Source organism: Bilifractor porci (assembly GCF_009696005.1).
GTDB classification, from domain to species: domain Bacteria; phylum Bacillota; class Clostridia; order Lachnospirales; family Lachnospiraceae; genus Bilifractor; species Bilifractor porci.
In genome coordinates, this window is the sequence record NZ_VUMV01000005.1 from 147,608 (window position 1) to 167,291 (window position 19,684).

A 19,684-nucleotide genomic window follows, 5' to 3' on the forward strand; every position below is an offset into this window, starting at 1 on the left:
ATATTGACACGATAAAAACAGGAGGAACTGATTCATGAAGAGTTTTCAGTATGTTATCACAGATCCGGTAGGCATTCACGCAAGACCGGCCGGGGAACTGGTAAATGCGGCGCAGGCATGTGGGGCGGATGTCACCATTCGTGTGGGAGACAAGAGCGCGAGCGCAAAGAAGCTGATCAAGCTGATGGGACTCGGAATCAAGCAGGGCACGGAAGTCACGGTAGAGGTCAGCGGGGAAAATGAAGAGGCTGCCGCGGCGGAGATGGAGAAATTCTTTAAGGAGCATCTGTAATTCGGTTGTCAGGAGGTGAAGCCTGTGGAAGTTTTTCAGGGGAAATCCATTTTTAAGGGTGTGGCAATCGGGCCGCTTCTCTATTACGGTAAAAAGGAAACCACGGTCCGCCGTGAAAAGATTGAAGATACGGAGGCAGAGGTAGCCCGCTACAAAGAGGCCCGCGAAAAATCCGTCGCCCAGCTCCGGCAGCTGCATGATGATTCGGTAAAAAAGGTCGGCGAGGAAAACGCCGCCATTTTTGATGTCCATGCCATGCTGATGGAGGATGAAGATTTCTGCGAAGCCATTGAGAACGCGATCCGCACCCAGAATGTCAATGCGGAATATGCGGTCGCCGTGGCCGGGGAAAACTTTTCCAAAATGTTTGCGGAGATGGAGGACGAGTACTTCAAGGCCCGTTCCGCGGATATGAAGGACATCTCCGAGCGCCTGATCCGGGTTCTTACCGGAGAGGACGAAATGCACAGCTTCGAGGAGCCGTCTATCATCATCGCGGACGACCTGATGCCCAGCGAGACGGTCCAGCTGGATAAGGAAAAGGTACTGGCGTTTGTCACCCGCCTCGGATCCTCAAACTCCCACACGGCCATCCTGGCAAGAACCATGAACATACCCGCGCTGATCGACATCCCGATCCGGGAGGACTGGAACGGGAAACTGGCGGCAGTTGACGGGCACACAGGGACGTTTTATCTGGATCCAGACGAAGAGACCCTTCATGAGATGGAGGAAAAACGAGACAGGGACCTGGAGGCCCGCAGGCTGCTGCAGGAGCTGAAGGGGAAGAAAAACATTTCGCTGGATGGAAAAGAGATCAACCTTTACGCGAATATCGGAGGCCTGAAGGATGTAGCTGCCGTGCTCTCCAACGACGGAGGCGGCGTGGGACTTTTCCGCAGCGAGTTCCTGTATATCGGAAGGGATTCCCTTCCGACGGAGGAAGAGCAGTTCCAGGCATACAAGGCGGTTGTGGAAACCATGGCCGGAAAACGCGTGATTATCCGCACGCTGGATATCGGCGCGGATAAAAAGGCGGATTATCTGGAGCTGGAGAAGGAGGACAACCCCGCGCTCGGCTATCGGGCGATCCGGATCTGTCTGACAAGGCCGGATATTTTCAAGACACAGCTGCGGGCGATTTTCCGGGCCAGCGCTTTCGGCAAAGTGGCTATCATGTATCCGATGATCACCTCTGTGGAGGAGCTGGATAAGATTCACACGATTGTCGCAGAGGTAAAGAAGGAACTGACGGCGGATAAAATACCGTTTAAGGATGATGTGGAAGAGGGCGTCATGATTGAGACGCCGGCTGCGGCGCTGATCAGTGACGATCTGGCCAGGAAGGTGGATTTCTTCAGCATCGGCACCAATGACCTGACGCAGTACACACTGGCCATGGACAGGCAGAACAGCCGGCTCGATGTATTTTATAACCCGCATCACAAGGCGATCCTCCGCCTGATCCGCATGACGATAGAAAACGGCCATAAGGGCGGAGCCTGGGTAGGAATCTGCGGAGAGCTGGGGGCGGATACGACTCTCACCGAGACATTTCTCCGCATGGGAGTGGATGAGCTGTCCGTGTCCCCGTCCATGATCCTGCCTGTAAGGGATGCCATCCGGAAGAGCCATGCTTATCCGGAAAAGGAGTAGGAAGAAAGACCGTCTGTGCGGATAAGAAAAATTTTCCGCCGGGTGGAAACAATAGATGATACGCATGGGAGAGTTTTGCTGCTATGGAAAGTTCTTGGATGGGAAAAGCCATCGGAATCTTTGAATTTGATAATATGGTTGCCTGTCTGGTTGCCATGGATGCGGCTGCAAAGGCGGCGGATATTGCCGTACAGGGTGTGGAAAGAAACCGTCTGAAGGCCGGCGCCTGTGTAAAAATCAGGGGAACCGTCTCAGATGTCCGCGCCGCTATGGAGGCGGCTCTGGCCGCCGGAGCAAAATACGGAACGCTGACGGGAAAGCATGTCATTCCCGCCCCGTCAGAGGATACAGAAACCGCCATGCAGGCGACGATTTTGAAATAGGAGGCGCTCAGGATGAAATTCGGTGCGTTGGGTCTTGTGGAGGTCCTGGGGGCGGCAAACGGCGTTGTTGTCCTGGATAAAATGTGCAAGGCCGCGGATGTGACGTTTCAGGCAAGGTATACCAGAAACGGCGGTCATGATACCGTTGTTGTAGGAGGAGATGTGGCAGCGGTAACGGCTGCCGTGCAGGCAGCGACTGAAAATCCTCCCTGTGAGGTAGTGGCTTCCGCCGTTATTTCCGGACCCGCGGAGGAAACCATGCGGGTGATGGCCGACTGGAAGGCCGGAAAAATGTGACGGGACAGAGAGGAGGAGATCCGTTGTGAAAAATATTTTGTTTGCTGCTTCCGAATGCGTTCCCTTTATCAAGACAGGCGGGCTGGCGGATGTCGTCGGATCGCTGCCGAAGTATTTTCAGAAGGAATACTTTGACTGCCGGGTGGTCATGCCGAAATATAAGGCCATTCCGGAGAAATATACCAGCCAGATGCAGTATATCACCAATTTTTATATGGATCTGAACTGGCGCCAGCAGTATGTCGGCGTCTTTAAGCTGGAGCTGGATGGAATCACCTATTATTTTATCGATAATGAGGAGCATTTCTCCGGTGACCAGATCTACGGCGGAATGCCCTGGGATCTGGAGAAGTTTGCCTTTTTCAGCAAGGCAGTTCTCTCTATTCTTCCGGTTGTCAATTTTCATCCGGACGTGATTCACTGCCATGACTGGCAGACGGGCCTGATCCCGGTCTACCTGCACGAGCGCTTCCAGGGAAATGATTTCTTTCACAACATCAAGAGCGTCATGACCATCCATAACCTGAAGTTCCAGGGCATCTGGGATAAGGAGAGCATCAAAAGCATTACCGGCCTCTCCGACTACTACTTTACGCCGGATAAACTGGAATACAATCGGGACGCCAATTATCTGAAGGGCGGCCTGGTCTACGCGGACGCCATCACCACGGTGTCCAGGACCTATGCGGAAGAGATCAAGACGCCGTTCTACGGAGAGGGGCTGGACGGGCTGATGCGTGCCCGTGCCAACGATCTGCGCGGAATTGTCAACGGTATTGATTACAACGAGTACAATCCGGAGACAGATCCGTGTATTGCGCAGCATTACAACGTAAAAAACTTCCGGAAGGAAAAGGTCAAGAACAAACTGGCTCTCCAGCAGGAGCTGGGGCTGGAGACAGACCCGAAGGTCATGATGATCGGGATTGTCTCCCGGCTGACGGATCAGAAGGGACTGGACCTGATTGCCTATATGATGGACGAGATGTGCCAGGACAGCATCCAGCTGGTTGTCCTGGGAACCGGAGAGGCCAAGTATGAGAACATGTTCCGCCACTTTGCCTGGAAATACGACAAGAAGGTATCGGCGAATATTTTCTATTCCAACGATCTTTCCCACAGAATTTACGCATCCTGTGACGCGTTCCTCATGCCTTCCCTGTTTGAGCCCTGCGGTCTGAGCCAGCTGATGAGCCTGCGCTACGGGACCGTGCCGATTGTCCGCGAGACCGGCGGCCTGAAGGATACGGTTGAGCCTTACAATGAGTATGAAAATACCGGGACCGGCTTCTCGTTTGCCAATTACAACGCGCATGAAATGCTTGGAACCATCCGCTACGCGGAGAGAATCTATTACGACAAGAGGCGTGACTGGAACAAAATCGTAGACCGCGGCATGGAGAAGGACTTCAGCTGGCACACGGCAGCCATGCAGTATCAGGAGCTGTATGACTGGCTGATCGGATATTAAAATTTTTCCTGCCCGCGCGGCCGGGCAGCAGCGGAATGGAAAACGGTGCGGCTGTTCAGGGCCGGACGGGACAGGCAGAAGAGGGGCTGCCGCTTTTGCGCGGACAGCGGGTAGTTTGAAAAATATCCGCTGTCAGGCGCAGGGCGGCAGCCCCTGGTTTATGGACTTATGACCGGAAATGTGGTATAAAAAAACTGTCTTTTCATCCGGAGTTCTCCGGGTGATTTCCGCTGAGATCTTGTGTTGACAGAAAGAAAAAAAAACGGTATGATTATGCCGAATCGAACATTTGTTCGGAACATTTGTTCGCCGGACGGCGCTGCCGCATGTCCGGCATCGGCGGCTGGTCTGCTGTCGGAAAGGAAATGATTATGGCTAGTGAAGAAAAAATGAAGGCACTGGATGCCGCGCTCGGACAGATTGAGAAGCAGTACGGGAAAGGTGCTGTCATGAAGCTGGGAGATTCTGCCGCAAAGATGAACGTGGAGGCAATTCCGACAGGATCCCTCGGTCTGGATATCGCTCTGGGGGTCGGCGGAATTCCGCGGGGAAGAATTGTAGAGATTTACGGACCGGAATCCTCCGGAAAAACCACCGTTGCCCTTCATATGGTGGCGGAGGTGCAGAAGCGCGGCGGCATCGCGGGTTTTATTGACGCGGAACATGCCCTGGACCCGGTGTATGCCGGGAATATCGGGGTCGATGTGGATAACCTCTACATCTCCCAGCCGGATTCCGGTGAACAGGCGCTGGAAATTACCGAGACCATGGTGCGTTCCGGCGCTGTGGATATCATTATCGTGGATTCCGTGGCTGCCCTTGTCCCCAGACAGGAGATCGACGGAGAGATGGGAGACGCCCATGTGGGACTGCAGGCAAGAATGATGTCCCAGGCGTGCCGGAAGCTGACAGCTGCCATCAGCAAGACCAACTGCTGCGTGGTATTTATTAACCAGCTCCGGGAAAAGGTCGGCGTCATGTTCGGAAATCCGGAGACCACAACCGGAGGGCGTGCCCTGAAATTCTATGCCTCTGTCCGGCTGGATGTCCGCCGTGTAGAGGCGCTGAAGCAGGGCGGCGTCGTGGTCGGAAACCACACCCGCGTAAAAGTTGTAAAAAATAAGGTCGCACCGCCCTTCCGGGAGGCGGAATTCGATATTATGTTCGGAAAAGGCATATCCAGGGAGGGAGACATCCTGGATCTTGCCGTAAAACAGGACATCATCCAGAAATCCGGCGCATGGTACGCCTACAATAATGAAAAAATCGGGCAGGGCAGAGAAAACGCGAAGCTCTATCTTACCGAACACCCGGATTTTATGCTTATGGTTGAGAATAAGGTGCGTGCGGCCAACGGCTTCCCTGTCCTGAACGATCCGGAGGCCGGGAAGGACGGCCGTATACCGGAAGCGGCTTCTGAGGAAGAATAATGGACTTCCGGTATCCGGACGGAAGAAAACGGGCTTCTTCTGAACACGATTCTGGTCACGCAGAAAACCGGGATCCCAGAAAAAAAGCCATGGATCTGCTTCTGTACAGGGACCGCACAGAAAAGGAGCTGCGGGACAGGCTGCTGGAAGCGGGGTTCGATGAAAAGGCGGCGGAGGAAGGCATTTCCTATGTCGCCTCCTTCGGCTATCTGAATGACACGCGGTATGCGGAAAATTATGTGTTCGGCATGCAGGGAAGAAAAAGCCGGCGCCGGATCCGCAGGGAGCTGGAGGAAAAAGGAATTGCGGAGGAGACAGTGGAAAATGCCCTCTCCCGGATTCCGGAAAACGAGACGGAGCAGATTTATGCATTACTGTGCAAAAGGGCGGGAGCGCCGCATCCGCTGGAAGAAAAGGAGCTGAGGAAGCTGTTCGGGTATCTGGCCCGCAGAGGCTTCCGCACGGGCGATATCTGGAGCGCGGTCCGACAGTATCAGGAAAAGCAGGATTTCCCCGCATAGAAAGACCTTTCAGAATTGAATCCGGAGGAGCCTGCGCCGGAAAAAGCTGCGCAAAAGCACCGGGAAAAGCAGCATCGCTTTCCGGCAGAAAGAAAGGGAGAAAAGTGCCGGGAAGCAGAATTGCAGCAGGGTTTGCACATTGACAATAATGTACGAAAAGGCTAAAATAATTCTGTTGTGATTGTACAATGAAAATTGAATAAGGAGGTACACCCTGTAATGAACCCCATGTTAATCCAGGTGATTTCTGTGGTCGTTGCTGTGGTGGTCACTGCGCTTATTGCAGCTCCAATCGCGGGAAAACTGGCGGTGGCCAGAAAAAACCGTGAGGATCAGGAAAAGGTCGGAACAGCGGAAGAGAAGGCCAGAGGAATTATAGACGAGGCAATTAAAACTGCCGAGACTAAAAAACGGGAGGCTCTTCTCGAAGCAAAGGAAGAAAACCTGAAGCTGAAAAACGAACGGGACAAGGAATACAAGGAACGCCGTTCGGAGCTGCAAAAGTATGAGAGACGCGTGCTGTCCAAGGAAGAAACCGTGGACAGGAAGGCGGATACGCTGGAGCGTCGGGAAGGTGAACTGTCAGCAAAGGAAAAGGAATTACAGAAAAAGGAAAAGCAGGTTAACGAATTACAAGAACAGCGCGTACAGGAGCTGGAGAAAGTCTCCGGCATGACCTCCGAAGAAGCAAAAGAGTTTCTCTTAAAATCTGTTGAAGAAGAAGCAAAGGTCGATGCTGCAAGGATCTACAAACAGTATGAGACCAAGGCAAAAGAAGATGCGGACAAGAAGGCGCAGGAGTATGTGGTTACCGCCATACAGAAATGCGCTGTCGATCATGTTTCGGAATCCACAATTTCCGTTGTGGAGCTTCCGGGAGATGAGATGAAGGGACGCATCATCGGACGCGAGGGACGTAATATCCGTGCATTAGAGCAGGCTACCGGTGTGGATCTGATTATTGACGATACCCCGGAAGCAGTTGTTCTTTCATCCTTCGACCCGATCCGGCGCGAAGTCGCAAGAATCGCACTGGAAAAACTGATTGTGGATGGCCGTATTCATCCGGCTCGTATTGAAGAGACGGTGGAAAAGGCCAGAAAAGAAGTGGAAAACCGGATCCGGGAAGAAGGCGAGAACGCGCTTCAGGAAGTGGGCGTTCACGGTGTACATCCGGAGCTGGTCAGATTGCTTGGCCGCATGACATTCCGTACCAGCTACGGACAGAATGCGCTGAAGCATTCCATAGAGGTATCACAGCTGAGCGGTCTGCTTGCGGGTGAGATCGGGCTGGATGTCCGCATGGCAAAGCGTGCGGGACTTCTGCATGATATCGGAAAATCAATCGACCACGAGGTGGAAGGTTCACATATTCAGATCGGCGCGGATCTCTGCCGGAAGTACAAAGAGCCCGCAGTCGTTATCAACGCTGTGGAATCACATCACGGGGATGTGGAGCCGCAGTCGCTTATTGCCTGCGTTGTTCAGGCAGCGGATGCTATCTCGGCAGCACGGCCGGGCGCACGCCGCGAGACACTGGAAACTTATACCAACAGATTAAAGGACCTTGAGAACATAGCCAACTCCTTCCAGGGAGTTGAGAAATCTTTTGCTATTCAGGCAGGACGAGAAGTACGCGTAATGGTTGTACCGGAGCAGGTAAGCGATGCCGATATGGTATTGCTGGCCAGAGACATCTCCAAGAAGATTGAGGATGAGCTTCAGTATCCGGGACAGATCAAAGTAAATGTAATTCGTGAAAGCCGCGTAACTGATTACGCAAAGTAAAGACAAGGCCGGTTCCTGAAATACTGACTGTTCAGTGTTTCGGGAGCCGGTTTTTTTAACAGAAGGGAGAAGGGACTTGAAGGTTTTAATGATCAACGGAAGCAGGAGAGAGCACGGATGTACCGAAGCGGCCCTGCAGATTGCGGCGGGCGCCCTGAAGGAAGAAGGGATTGATTCAGAGCTCGTTTTTGCCGGCGCGGATTCCGTCAACGGAAACCTGAATACACTGGTAAAAACGCTGAAGGAGAAGTGCGCGGAGGCAGACGGTTTTATATTCGGCGCCCCGGTTTACTACGCGTCTCCGTCCGGCGAAATCCAGGTTGTCCTGGACCGGCTTTTTTCCGTGGCAGGGAAAGAAATGAAGTACAAACCGGCGGCTGTGGTTACATCCGCAAGGCGCGCTGGAACAACTGCCTCTCTGGATGTACTTGCCAAATATCCGGCCATCAACGAAATGCCGATTGTGACATCCTGCTATTGGACCATGGTTCACGGAATGCGGCCGGAGGACGTGCAGAAGGATGAAGAGGGCGCCTATGTGATCAAACGGCTTGGAAAAAATCTTGCCTGGATACTGAAAAGCATAGAGGCCGGAAAGGCGGCAGGCGTTCCGCAGCCCCAGCCCGCTCAAAAACCCACCACGAACTTTATCGGATAAGTCCGGAATGCTCTCGCGAAGACAACAGGAATGAGCGTGAAAAGCTGTGTTTTGCAGCTGATGAGGGATCTGCATGTGAAGCCAAAATTCGGAAAACAATATCTGGTATCCGCCGCCGCTTCGGTTCTGTCGGCGCTGATTATGGCTGTTACCAGCAATACACTGATCGAACAGGCCAACCTTCTTCCGGGCGGCGTGATGGGCATGTCGCGGCTGCTGACCTTGATCTGCAGCCGTCTGGGACTGTCTGTGCCCGTAACGGCCTTCTATCTGGGCATTAACATTCCGGTAGCGTTCTTCTGCCTGAAAAAAATCTCCAGAAGATTTGTCGCCTTTTCGCTTCTGCAGGTAATCTGCTATTCGTTCTTTGTGCACATCCTCCCTGTCTACGCTATTTTCAGTCAGAATATTCTGAACGTGATTTTCGGCGGAGCAGCCTGGGGGTTCGGGACAGCTGTTGCCCTGCAGGGTGCCTCCTCGACCGGAGGCACAGACTTTATTGCCCTCTATGTGTCCACGAAAACCGGAAATGAGATCTGGATGCAGGTATTCGCGTTTAACTGCGTGCAGCTCGTTATTTTCGGGGCTCTGAGCGGCTGGGAGCAGGCCGGTTACTCTATTCTGTTCCAGTTCATATCCACGCGGATGATCAGCACTTTCCACAGCCGCTACAAGCGGGTGATGCTGCAGATTATCACACGGGAAAAGGACAGCGTTGTGAAAGCTTATCTGGACCGGTTCTCCCATGGAATTACTATTCTTCACGGGACCGGGGGCTATACCGGGAACGAGACCTGGGTGCTGCTCGCCGTTACGTCCAGCTACGAGATGAGCGAAGCCATTGATCTGATCCGTAAGGTAGACCCGTCCAGCATCATCAACGTTACCAAATCCGAGAAGCTGATCGGCAAATTCCAGCAGCCCTCCCTCTGAGCCTGTCCGCATGGGAATAAAGAAGCGAGCCCCCGGAACGGCGGCGGGCATGACCTGAGACCGTAAAGAAGGGAAGGACACAAAGGCGCGTCAGCCGGACCGGAAACGGAGCGGCCTGGCATGTGCATACAGGCGGCCTGACAGAAAAAGATAACTCAGGAGGCAGATGCTGCCGCGGCATCAGCCCGGGGATGCGGCAGTCTGCCTGCTGTACACAACGGAGATTTTTATGGAACAGAAACAATGTCCCTGCGAATACCGCAGGGGAACCCCCTTTTGCATTTCGTCCATCCGGCTTTTCCGGGATATTCCGCATGATCTTCAGGCGGAGCTGGTCCAGAAGGCCATTCACACAGACCATGAGAAAGGAAGCTATCTTGCGTCAGAAGGAGACGGGATAGAATCGGTGCTGATTATCCGCCGGGGAAAGGTAAAAATCTGCCACACGGATGCCTCCGGGGAGGAACATATCCTGGACGTCCTTCACGACGGACAGGCCATCTGGCACGGGATCTTTCTGAAGGAACACTATTATCATTATGATGTGGTTTGCCTGACACATGTCAGGCTATGCCAGATTCCGCGGGAGGAGCTGCTGAATGTTTTCCGCAGAAACCCGCAGATGGCCATGAATCTTCTGGAAATGTTAAGTGTGGACCTGGATGACGCGGAGGAAAAGATCCTGCTGCTCTCCATCCGTGAACCTAAAAAGCGTGTGGCGGAATTTCTGCTGCACCGCGACACCAGGTGCCTGGGGAATGAAATCCACCTGAAGCTGGAGGATATCGCGTCCTCCATCAACCTGCGCACGGAAACCGTCAGCCGCAACATTGCGCTGCTGGAACGGGAGGGCATGATTGAACGGGTCGGAAGAGGCAGGCTGAAGATTCTGCACAAGGAGGAGCTGAAGAAGCTGGCGGAAACGGTATAAAAAAGAATACAGCGGTTACTTGATTTGAATCAAAGAATCATTTTCCGGCTTTTGTTATTCTCAGGGTGTTCCCGGGAGAGCAGAAGCGGACCGGCAAAAGAAGAGCCGTCTTCCCTTTCGGGAAGGCGGCTTTTAGGTTTTTCAGAGCAGAAAGGGTTTTGCCATGATCAGAGGAAATATTCATTCCACAGAATCGTTCGGGTCCGTGGACGGCCCCGGAATCCGGTATGTTATTTTCCTGAAGGGATGCGCCATGCGCTGCAAGTTCTGTCACAATGCCGATACCTGGGACGGGAGGACGTCCGACAGGCGTTCTGTGGATGAACTGCTGGACGCGGCGGAGCGGTACAGAAACTACTGGGGCAGCGAGGGAGGAATTACTGTTTCCGGCGGGGAGCCGCTGCTGCAGATGGATTTTCTCCTGGAATTGTTTCAGAAAGCAAAGGCGAGGGGCATCAGCACGGTCATTGACACAGCGGGACAGCCGTTTACCCGCCGGGAGCCCTGGTTCACTTCTTTCCGGAAGCTGATGGATGTCACCGACCTGCTTCTTGTAGACATCAAGGAGATGAATCCGGAAAAGCACCGGAGGCTTACGGGAGTGCCGAATGACAATATTCTGGATATGCTTCGTTTCCTCTCCGAAATCGGAAAGCCGGTCTGGATCCGGCAGGTGCTTGTTCCGGGATGGACGGACGCGCCGGAGGATCTGCTGGCAGAGAGAAGGTTTCTGGACACGCTTACCAATGTCCGGAAGGTAGAGGTTCTTCCCTATCATTCCCTGGGGGCGTACAAGTGGAAAGAGCTTGGGCTGGAATACCCGCTGAAAAATGTAAAACCGCCGACAGGACAGCAGGTACGGAATGCGGAAAAAATACTCCGTGCCGGCGCAGAAGCGGAAATTGCCTGAAAGGATTTTGCGGCAGCGGACATATCCTTATCGTGCAGCCCCTTACAGGGGAAAGGGGAGTTTACCTGCGGCAAAAACGGTAACCGGTAAATCATATCTGTAACAGACAAAGAAAGGGCATATGTGTATGAGAGAAGAGTGGAGAACTTTCAAGGGAACCAAATGGACGGACGATATCAACGTGCGGGATTTTATTCAGAACAATTATACGCCCTACAGCGGCGACGAGAGCTTTCTGGAAGGCCCGACAGAGGCAACAGCAAAGCTGTGGGATAAAATCCAGGAACTTCAGAAGGAGGAGCGTGCCAGGGGAGGCGTCCTGGAATGTGAGACAGAGGTCGTTTCAGGGCTGACTTCCTACGGGCCTGGGTATATTGACCCGGAACACAAGGACCTGGAAAAGGTCGTGGGACTTCAGACAGACAAGCCGCTGAAAAGAGCTTTTATGCCCTACGGCGGAATCAAGATGGCGGAAGAAGCCGCGGAAAACTACGGCTTTCATATCAACGACAAGTTCCATAAAATATTCAATGAGTACCACAAGACACATAACCAGGCGGTGTTTGACGCCTACACGCCGGAAATGAAAAGGGCAAGACATTCCCATATCGTAACCGGGCTTCCGGATACCTACGGCAGAGGAAGAATTGTCGGCGACTACCGCAGGGTCGCGCTGTACGGAATTGATTTCCTGGTGGAAAAGAAGCGGGAGGATTTTGATAACTGCGGGGACGGAACCATGACCGATGATGTGATCCGTCAGAGGGAAGAAATTGCCGAGCAGATCCGGGCACTTCAGGGAATGAAGAAAATGGCGGAAGCCTACGGGTATGACATCTCGGCTCCGGCGCGGGACGCAAAAGAGGCTGTCCAGTGGCTCTACTTCGGTTATCTGGCGGCGATCAAGACGCAGAACGGCGCGGCCATGTCGGTCGGAAGAATTTCCACTTTCCTGGATATTTATCTGGACAGAGACCTGAAGGAAGGGAAAATTACCGAGAAGGAGGCACAGGAGCTGATAGACCAGATTACCCTGAAGTTCCGTGTCGTGAAATTTGCCCGGATTCCGAGCTATAACCAGCTGTTCTCCGGCGATCCGGTATGGGCAACGCTGGAGGTCGCGGGAACGGGGCTGGACGGACGCTCCATGGTAACAAAGACGGATTTCCGTTTCCTTCATACCCTGGAGAATATGGGGCCGTCTCCGGAGCCGAATCTGACGGTGCTGTACAGCTCCAGACTGCCCGAAAACTTCCGGAAATACGCGGCATCCATCTCTGTTACAACATCCTCCATCCAGTACGAAAATGACGATGTCATGAAACCGGTCTGGGGCGACGACTACAGCATCTGCTGCTGCGTGAGCGCCACACAGACGGGCAAGGAGATGCAGTTCTTCGGGGCAAGGGCGAACCTGGCCAAGTGCCTGCTTTATGCCATCAACGGAGGAAAAGACGAGAAGTTTAAGGATAAAGATGGTTCTCCCATGCAGGTCGGCCCGGAATACGCGCCGATTACCTCCGAGTACCTGGATTATACGGAGGTGATGCACAAGTATGACCTGATGATGGACTGGCTGGCAGGGCTTTATGTCAACATCCTGAACCTGATTCAATATATGCATGATAAATATTATTATGAGGCGGCGGAAATGGCACTCATTGATACCGATGTCAGAAGAACCTTCGCGACCGGTATCGCCGGGTTCAGCCATGTGGTGGACTCCCTGTCGGCCATCAAATATGCCAGGGTAAAGACGGTGCGGGATGTTTCCGGCCTTGTGACCGATTATCAGATCGAGGGGGATTTTCCGAGATACGGAAACGATGACCCGCGCGCGGATGAGATTGCCGTATGGCTGCTGAAGACCTTTATGACAAAAATCAGGAAGCACCATACCTACCGCAACTCGGAGCCGACGACATCTATTCTGACCATTACCTCCAATGTGGTTTACGGAAAGGCGACCGGAGCGCTTCCGGACGGAAGAAAAGCATTTACCCCGTTTGCGCCGGGAGCAAATCCGGCATACGGAGCGGAGCAGAACGGGCTGCTGGCATCGCTGAACAGTGTGGCGAAACTTCCGTATGAGTATGCGCTGGACGGCATCTCCAACACGCAGACCATCAGTCCGAATGCGCTGGGGCACAGCGACACGGAGAGAAAGGAAAATCTTGTCCATGTCCTGGACGGTTATTTCGATCAGGGGGCACACCACCTGAATGTCAACGTGTTCGGGCTGGATAAGCTGAAAGATGCCATGGAGCATCCGGAAAAACCGGAATACGCGAACTTTACTATCCGTGTCAGCGGCTATGCGGTCAAATTCATTGACCTGACCAGAGAACAGCAGCTGGATGTCATCGCGAGAAACGCGCACGAGAGAATTTAACGGACTGCCTGCATCGGGCAGCAGACAGCTGCATAAAAAGAGCCGTCGTTTCCTGAACAAAAGGAAAACGGCGGCTCTTTCCGGCTCCTGACTTACTGCTGCGGGGAAGGAACCGGGCCTGCGGCCTTTCCGGCATTCTCAACGAGCTGGAGAATGGCGGATTCTTCTTCATCCGGAGAAGCGCTTCCCGGCACAGGCTCTCCCTGCAGAAGCTCATGGAAGCTGACATCACCGACCGAGAGATCACTCAGGTTCACACAGCAGGTGCCCATCCGTACCAGCTCGTTCAGCATATCGTTAAAGGTGTTGGTCAGGGCAGAGGCACATTTGTTCTTGCTCACCCGCTTCATGTGGCGGCGGCGCAGCCGCTCGTCCTGGGAGAAAATTTCCTGGCGGAGCGTCTTTACCTGCAGGTCTGCCTCCGCACTTAAGGTTCCGTTGATCATCTGTCTCAGGATATTGTCGTAGAGCTGCCGGATCTGATGCAGGGAATCCTTCAGATCCTTCACTGCCTCCTTGGACAGCTGCTTTTTCTGAGACGCGTTCGCTGTTATGTCAGACAGAATATCCTCACACAGCAGACCGATCCGAAGAAAATCACTTTTTATCAGAATGGCTTCGGTCACTCTGGATGCCTGCTCCTCCGTCAGGCTTCCGTCCGCAAACATGGCAGAGGTATATTCGTCTATCCGTTCATTGACAGCGCGGATGGCTGCTGCCCCCTTTTGCACTTCTCCGAGCAGCTCTCCGCAGTTCTTCAGCGTAAAACTTTCCGCTTTTATCAGAATCATCTGAACCATATGACCCAGATGCAGGATCTCACGGGAGACCAGGTGGATGGAAGGAAGCGGCTGCCCGATCAGCTGATTGTCAAGATATTTAGGAACAGAAGCACTGACAACAGCCTCCTCTTCCCTGCCCGGAAGCAGCTTCTTCACAATCTTTACCATGAGGGGAAGAAGAGGCGTCCAGATCAGCGTCATAATCACGTTAAATCCGGTGTGAGCATTGGCAATCTGCCGGGAAATCACATCGACCTCGTTTCCCTTTGGGGAAAGCATTTGGATCAGTCTGGAGTACGGTCCTACAAACCAGATAAAGAGCAGGCTTCCGCTGACATTAAAGATGCAGTGAGCCAGAGCGGTTCTTTTGGCATTTTTATTCTGGGTCAGACTCGCAAGAATCGCTGTGATGGTGGTACCGATGTTGTCGCCCAGAAGAATCGGAATGGCGCCGGAAAGTCCGATAATGCTGGCTGTGGTGCCGGCGGCAGCCTGTGAGGCAAAGTTCTGAAGAACGGCGATTGTGGCAGAGGAGCTCTGTACAACCAGGGTCATCAGCATTCCCACAAGCACGCCCAGAAAACGATTGTCCGCAACCCGGTCGATCAGGTTCAGGAAAAACGGGCTGGAAGCCAGAGGCTTCATTACCGAGCCCATGATGTCAATGCCGTCGAAAAGAAGGCCGAAGGCAAGAATGGTGCGGCCTACATAGCGCAGTTTTTCTTTCCGCGCCAGAAGCATCAGGATGAAACCGGCGAAGATGATGATGTAGACGTAGTCGCTGAGATTAAACGCAATAATCTGCGCCGTCATGGTTGTGCCGATATTGGCGCCGAAAATAATGGAAATCGCCTGCGGCAAGGTCATCAGGCCGGCGCTGACAAAGCCGATCGCCATCACGGTGGTGGCGGAGGAACTCTGCAGGACCGCAGTGACAAGTGCGCCGGACAGGACGCCCATAACCGGGTTTTTGGTCAGGACGCCCAGCACGGTCTTCATTTTTTCCCCGGCTGCTTTCTGCAGGCTCTCGCTCATCATGTTCATGCCGAACAGGAAAATAGCCAGTCCGCCCAGCAGACCGAAAACAATCTGTACATTTTCATTCATAAATGGTACCTCTGTCATTGGCTTCGCTACACAATAGTTCCAGTCTATTGTATCGGGTACAGGGAGGACCATCTACCGGAGGTGTGTTTACGGTATGTTAATTCTATATAAACTTTATATCATTTTCAGACCGGGTTTACGGAAACGAAACGTTGTGCTTCCGAAGGGAGGAAAGGAAAAAAGCCGACGCCTTGCATAGCTGTCAGGAAAAGAAACGCGGCACGATCCGCAGAAATAAAAAAAGACTGCCGCAAAGCGGCAGCCTGAACAGTCCCTTTTATTGACACATGGTCTGTCTGGCAAGGCACCATGTTATATGGCATCCTGCGGTGTCAGTGAAACCGGAATTACCACTGCTGGAACCCGTCAAACCAGAGCTTCAGATCTTTCATGGAAACTTCCCCGCCGACCCGGCGGCCTTCCATAACCTTCGCCTCCTTGCCGACCAGGTTCTGAATCCGCTCGCAGGTCCGTGCCATCCCGCTGCCCCCGGAGGTGCAGAACGGAATGATGATTTTTCCGGAAAAGTCAGCGGAAGTAAGGAAGGTGTCAACAATGCTTGGTTCTCTTCCCCACCAGATCGGAAAGCCCAGAATGATCGTCTGATAGGAACTCAGATCCGGAACAGGTTCAGCCATTGCCGGGCGGCAGTTCGGGTCAGCCATCTCCACGGTAGATCTGGCGCTCTTATCCTTCCAGTTCAGATCCGCTTCGGTATACGGTTTTTCCGGTATGATGGCAAACACATCCGCATGTTCCTCTCCGGCTATGTCCTCCGCAATCTTTTTCGTTGTGCCGGTTGCGGAAAAGAAGGCAACTAAAGTCTTGCTCATACAAATATCCTCCTGATGATAGAAACCTGAAATTTACCTCTTGCAGTTGCTTCTGATTATAGCGCATGACGGTAAGGAGTGTCAAAGATGACAGAAAAACGGAGAGAAAAGAGCTGGATTTTGGTGAAATATCAGAGGATCGGGGCGCTTTCCGGGAAGAAAAAGGAAAGAAAGAGAAGAGCCGGGAATCCGGCAGGAGAAGCTCTTAAAATAGCGTCTTTGCGCAGACGGATAAAGTTGTTATACTGGTAGTAGAATTCGGCTGCGGGCAGAAAAGCTGCCGGCTCTGATCTATCAGAAGTTACGCGTAGATGAGTCAGCCTGCTTCGGTAAACATCGAAGAGAACCGGTAAGCCGTGCAGAAGGGAAGCGTAAAATGAGCAAAAAATGCAATCTTCCGGACGAAAATGAAATGGCGGATCTTGCGGAGCTGTTCAAGGTGTTCGGGGATTCTACCAGGATACGAATACTGTTTGTTCTCTATGACGATGAGCACAGCGTAGGAGAGATCGCCGAAGCCCTTGGCATGACGACGTCTGCGGTTTCTCATCAGCTGAAAATCCTGAAGTCCTCCAAGCTGGTTGCGTCCAGGCGGGACGGAAAACAGATCTTCTACCATCTGGCGGATCAGCATGTTCACACGATCATCCAGGTAGGGCAGGAGCATATCGAGGAGTAAATGGAAACAGCAGCCTCTTTCCGTGGGAACAAAGGGGCATTCAAAGAACATTCAGAAGGAAATTCAAAGGGAAAACCGCCGAGGCAGCAAAAGGCGGATTTCCGTGGAGGGAGACACGTATGACAGGACAGGTTTTACAGGGCATCCTGATTCCGTTTATCGGCACATCACTGGGTGCCGCCTGTGTTTTTTTTATGAAAAATGAACTCAGTCTGATGGTGGAGAGGGCGCTCTCCGGTTTCGCGGCAGGAGTTATGGTGGCGGCCTCTATCTGGAGTCTGCTGATTCCTGCGATGGAAGAGAGTAAAGAAATGGGATCGCTGGCCTTTCTTCCCGCGTTGATCGGGTTCTGGCTGGGAACTCTTTTCCTTCTCCTGCTGGATCACGTGACCCCGCATCTGCACGCTTTTTCCGACAAGGCGGAGGGTCCACGCAGCAAAGCGGCGAAGACAACGCTGATGGTGCTGGCAGTTACCATACACAATATTCCGGAAGGGATGGCGGTAGGAATTGTCTTTGCCGGGATGCTTACCGGCTCTTCGGGAATTTCCGCGGGAGCTGCCCTGGCGCTGGCAGTCGGCATAGCTATTCAGAATTTTCCGGAGGGCGCGATTATTTCCATGCCGCTTCACTCCGAGGGACAGAAGAAGACAAGGGCTTTTGCCAGCGGTGTGCTTTCCGGCGTGGTAGAGCCGGCAGGAGCCCTGCTGATGGTTGCTTTTTCCGAATTCTTTTTGCCGGCCATGCCTTATCTGCTCAGCTTTGCCGCCGGCGCGATGCTTTATGTGGTGGTGGAAGAGCTGATACCGGAAATGTCCGCGGGAGAGCACTCCAATATCGGCGTGCTGCTGTTTGCCGTCGGCTTTACCCTGATGATGGCTCTGGATGTGGCGCTTGGCTGAAGACGGGCTTAATCGGAGCCCTCGCCGTTCATAATCGCCGCGTACCGCAGCAGCTGTTTCAGAGAGTTGATTCCCAGTTTGCTGTAGATATTGCGGTTGTGATAGCGAAGAGTGCTTTCCTTGATATTCTTTTCTTCCATAATTTCTTTCGTTCCTTTTCCGGAGAGATAAAGAAGAAAAATCTTTTTTTCGGTCTGCGTTAAAGTTTTCAGCCCGCTCAGGAACTGCTGATAATTTTCCGGATCCACTTCTTTTTTGCGGGAGTACACCAGGCGGGACAATTCCCGTCTGGCGTCATCGTATTCCTTGTTGATGCGGCTGAGTTCTGTGCGGGCATCCTCAATTTCGTTTTCCAGCGCAGAGGTCTCAGCTTCCCTGTCACGTTCCATTTCCGAAAGCAATGTAAAAAGCTCTTCGATTTCCGGAATCATTTCCTCCGGATTTGTTTTTTGTCTGTTTTTCAGCTGTTCCAGGCTGTTCAGTACCGGAGTCAGGAAACGGCGGCTGAAATAGCGGCAGCAGAAAAGAGCAAAGCAAAGAAGGAAGATAAAAATCAGTACAACCTCGGCTCCTTCCTGAAAAAACATCTGCCGGTAATCACGCCGGGGGATCAGGACATAGGCACGGAACCTCTCGTTCTGTCCGGCAAGCTTCACTTTTTCGGTGATTCCCAGGTAGGAAGTGATGCGGTCAGAGCAGAGAACACGTCTGTCGGAAAGGCTTTTTGTTACAGTCAGTGTCCCGGCAGGGGCAAGGTAGTAACCGTCTGTGCTTCCGCAGGACATGGATTGTCCGGCTTCAATCTGCAGGATGCCGGAGGGCTGCCCCTCCGGAGCGGTATGGATATCCGCAAGAATACAGGTCAGATGGCTCAGTGTAGTAGGCTGGGCCATTTTATTCCGGAAAAAACTGTCATTCATCTCAAAACCGCAGACGCCCAGAAAGGTGCCGTCAGCAGAAAAAAGAGGAAACAGCATCAGCAGTACCTTATCTGAGGTACCGGGCAGAACAAAGATGTCACTGAAGCTGCAGGAGCCGGGCACGGCACTTTTTTTCCATTCTGTATATCCTGGCAGGTTCTGTGTCTGGAATTCCAGCTTCCACTTCCGATGCGGCATAACACCGCTTTTTTTGCCGATTTCCGGAACCCCGTGATAGAGAAGAAGCTCCGTTCCGGAGTCTGCGGGTGAGCTTTTCCGAATATACAGGCCGGACCGGGAACTGTCCGCGCCGGGCAGGGCGGTATTCACGGTTGCGTCAAGCAGCAGAAAAACGCCGGAACTGTCAGTCTGAAGAAGCTTTTCTTTCAGGGCAGCAAAGACCGATTCCTGCAAGGCTGCCAGAGAAGTTTCCGAATCATTGATTTCAGAAAAAGACATATGGCTGGCATTCAGGTATTTCCGGATCTGTTCCGTAACAGACTGGGACATCTGGAGACCCCATACATGCAGAGTGTCAAATTCGGAGGAGAGATCATCCGAGAAAACAGCCATCTGCATCTGCAGGGCGGAACGAAAGCTGCTCTGGCGCCGGAAAGCGGTGCTGATGACGGACAGCCCGATTAAAAAAGCAGCGATCAGCAGTACGGCAAGCAGAAACATGTAGCGGAACAGCTTGTAACGCAGGGAATTCCTTTTTCTGGTCAGCTCGCTATTTTCCTCCGGGTTATGCCGGAAAAAGGATGAAAATGTCATTTCTATAAAAGCTCCTTTCAGAAAA

At 52.8% G+C, this 19,684-nt stretch carries 18 protein-coding genes; 15 read left to right on the forward strand and 3 right to left on the reverse strand.

Going from position 1 to position 19,684, the window contains the following annotated elements; translation table 11 throughout:
- The first annotated feature begins 34 nt into the window (after positions 1-34).
- The 13 genes from FYJ60_RS08430 (at position 35) to pflB (ending at position 13,662) form a co-directional block, all read left to right on the forward strand.
- Positions 35-292, forward strand: coding sequence for an HPr family phosphocarrier protein (locus FYJ60_RS08430; protein ID WP_154458232.1), 258 nt, complete (start codon positions 35-37; stop codon positions 290-292).
- Positions 293-316: 24 nt separating this feature from the next.
- Complete coding sequence (gene ptsP / locus FYJ60_RS08435) at positions 317-1,948, forward strand: phosphoenolpyruvate--protein phosphotransferase (RefSeq protein ID WP_330579160.1); 1,632 nt, start codon at positions 317-319, stop codon at positions 1,946-1,948.
- Between the two features lie 83 nt (positions 1,949-2,031).
- Complete coding sequence (locus FYJ60_RS08440; protein ID WP_154458233.1) at positions 2,032-2,331, forward strand: BMC domain-containing protein; 300 nt, start codon at positions 2,032-2,034, stop codon at positions 2,329-2,331.
- Positions 2,332-2,343: 12 nt separating this feature from the next.
- The gene (locus FYJ60_RS08445) at positions 2,344-2,628 is read left to right on the forward strand and encodes a BMC domain-containing protein (protein ID WP_154458234.1); all 285 of its coding nucleotides are present in this window, start codon (positions 2,344-2,346) and stop codon (positions 2,626-2,628) included.
- 25 nt (positions 2,629-2,653) lie between these two features.
- Entirely contained in the window at positions 2,654-4,099 is a 1,446-nt protein-coding gene (gene glgA / locus FYJ60_RS08450; protein ID WP_330579161.1) for a glycogen synthase GlgA, read from the forward strand.
- 371 nt (positions 4,100-4,470) lie between these two features.
- Complete coding sequence (recA, locus tag FYJ60_RS08455) at positions 4,471-5,529, forward strand: recombinase RecA (protein WP_154458235.1); 1,059 nt, start codon at positions 4,471-4,473, stop codon at positions 5,527-5,529.
- A complete protein-coding gene (locus FYJ60_RS08460) occupies positions 5,529-6,050 on the forward strand; it encodes a regulatory protein RecX (protein WP_154458236.1) in 522 nt (173 codons plus the stop codon). Before recA ends, FYJ60_RS08460 begins: the two co-directional genes overlap by 1 nt.
- Before the next feature lie 228 nt (positions 6,051-6,278).
- On the forward strand, positions 6,279-7,838 hold the full coding sequence (gene rny / locus FYJ60_RS08465; RefSeq protein ID WP_154458286.1) for a ribonuclease Y: 1,560 nt from the start codon (positions 6,279-6,281) through the stop codon (positions 7,836-7,838).
- A gap of 76 nt (positions 7,839-7,914) precedes the next feature.
- The gene (locus tag FYJ60_RS08470; RefSeq protein ID WP_154458237.1) at positions 7,915-8,496 is read left to right on the forward strand and encodes a flavodoxin family protein; all 582 of its coding nucleotides are present in this window, start codon (positions 7,915-7,917) and stop codon (positions 8,494-8,496) included.
- A gap of 30 nt (positions 8,497-8,526) precedes the next feature.
- Positions 8,527-9,429, forward strand: coding sequence for a YitT family protein (locus FYJ60_RS08475; protein ID WP_205839034.1), 903 nt, complete (start codon positions 8,527-8,529; stop codon positions 9,427-9,429).
- A 229-nt stretch (positions 9,430-9,658) separates the two neighbouring features.
- Positions 9,659-10,360: a Crp/Fnr family transcriptional regulator gene (locus tag FYJ60_RS08480; RefSeq protein WP_154458238.1), complete on the forward strand. Its 702-nt coding sequence runs from the start codon at positions 9,659-9,661 to the stop codon at positions 10,358-10,360.
- A gap of 163 nt (positions 10,361-10,523) precedes the next feature.
- Complete coding sequence (pflA, locus tag FYJ60_RS08485; protein ID WP_154458239.1) at positions 10,524-11,270, forward strand: pyruvate formate-lyase-activating protein; 747 nt, start codon at positions 10,524-10,526, stop codon at positions 11,268-11,270.
- A 127-nt stretch (positions 11,271-11,397) separates the two neighbouring features.
- Positions 11,398-13,662 carry a formate C-acetyltransferase gene (pflB, locus tag FYJ60_RS08490; RefSeq protein ID WP_154458240.1) on the forward strand — a complete coding sequence of 755 codons (2,265 nt, stop codon included), beginning with the start codon at positions 11,398-11,400 and terminating at the stop codon, positions 13,660-13,662.
- A 92-nt stretch (positions 13,663-13,754) separates the two neighbouring features.
- Here the strand turns inward: pflB and FYJ60_RS08495 are convergent, their stop codons facing one another.
- Positions 13,755-15,551 (reverse strand): Na/Pi cotransporter family protein, encoded by a 1,797-nt coding sequence (locus tag FYJ60_RS08495; protein WP_154458241.1) that lies wholly within the window; start codon positions 15,549-15,551, stop codon positions 13,755-13,757.
- A 347-nt stretch (positions 15,552-15,898) separates the two neighbouring features.
- Positions 15,899-16,384, reverse strand: coding sequence for a flavodoxin (locus FYJ60_RS08500; protein ID WP_154458242.1), 486 nt, complete (start codon positions 16,382-16,384; stop codon positions 15,899-15,901).
- Between the two features lie 376 nt (positions 16,385-16,760).
- Here FYJ60_RS08500 and FYJ60_RS08505 point away from each other — a divergent pair, with 376 nt between their 5' ends.
- Both FYJ60_RS08505 and FYJ60_RS08510 read left to right on the forward strand, forming a co-directional pair.
- The gene (locus FYJ60_RS08505) at positions 16,761-17,063 is read left to right on the forward strand and encodes an ArsR/SmtB family transcription factor (RefSeq protein WP_154458243.1); all 303 of its coding nucleotides are present in this window, start codon (positions 16,761-16,763) and stop codon (positions 17,061-17,063) included.
- A 119-nt stretch (positions 17,064-17,182) separates the two neighbouring features.
- A complete protein-coding gene (locus tag FYJ60_RS08510; RefSeq protein ID WP_154458244.1) occupies positions 17,183-17,965 on the forward strand; it encodes a ZIP family metal transporter in 783 nt (260 codons plus the stop codon).
- 8 nt (positions 17,966-17,973) lie between these two features.
- On the opposite strand, the gene FYJ60_RS08515 is transcribed toward FYJ60_RS08510, so the two are convergent.
- Positions 17,974-19,659 (reverse strand): helix-turn-helix transcriptional regulator, encoded by a 1,686-nt coding sequence (locus FYJ60_RS08515; protein WP_154458245.1) that lies wholly within the window; start codon positions 19,657-19,659, stop codon positions 17,974-17,976.
- Between the last annotated feature and the right edge of the window lie 25 nt (positions 19,660-19,684).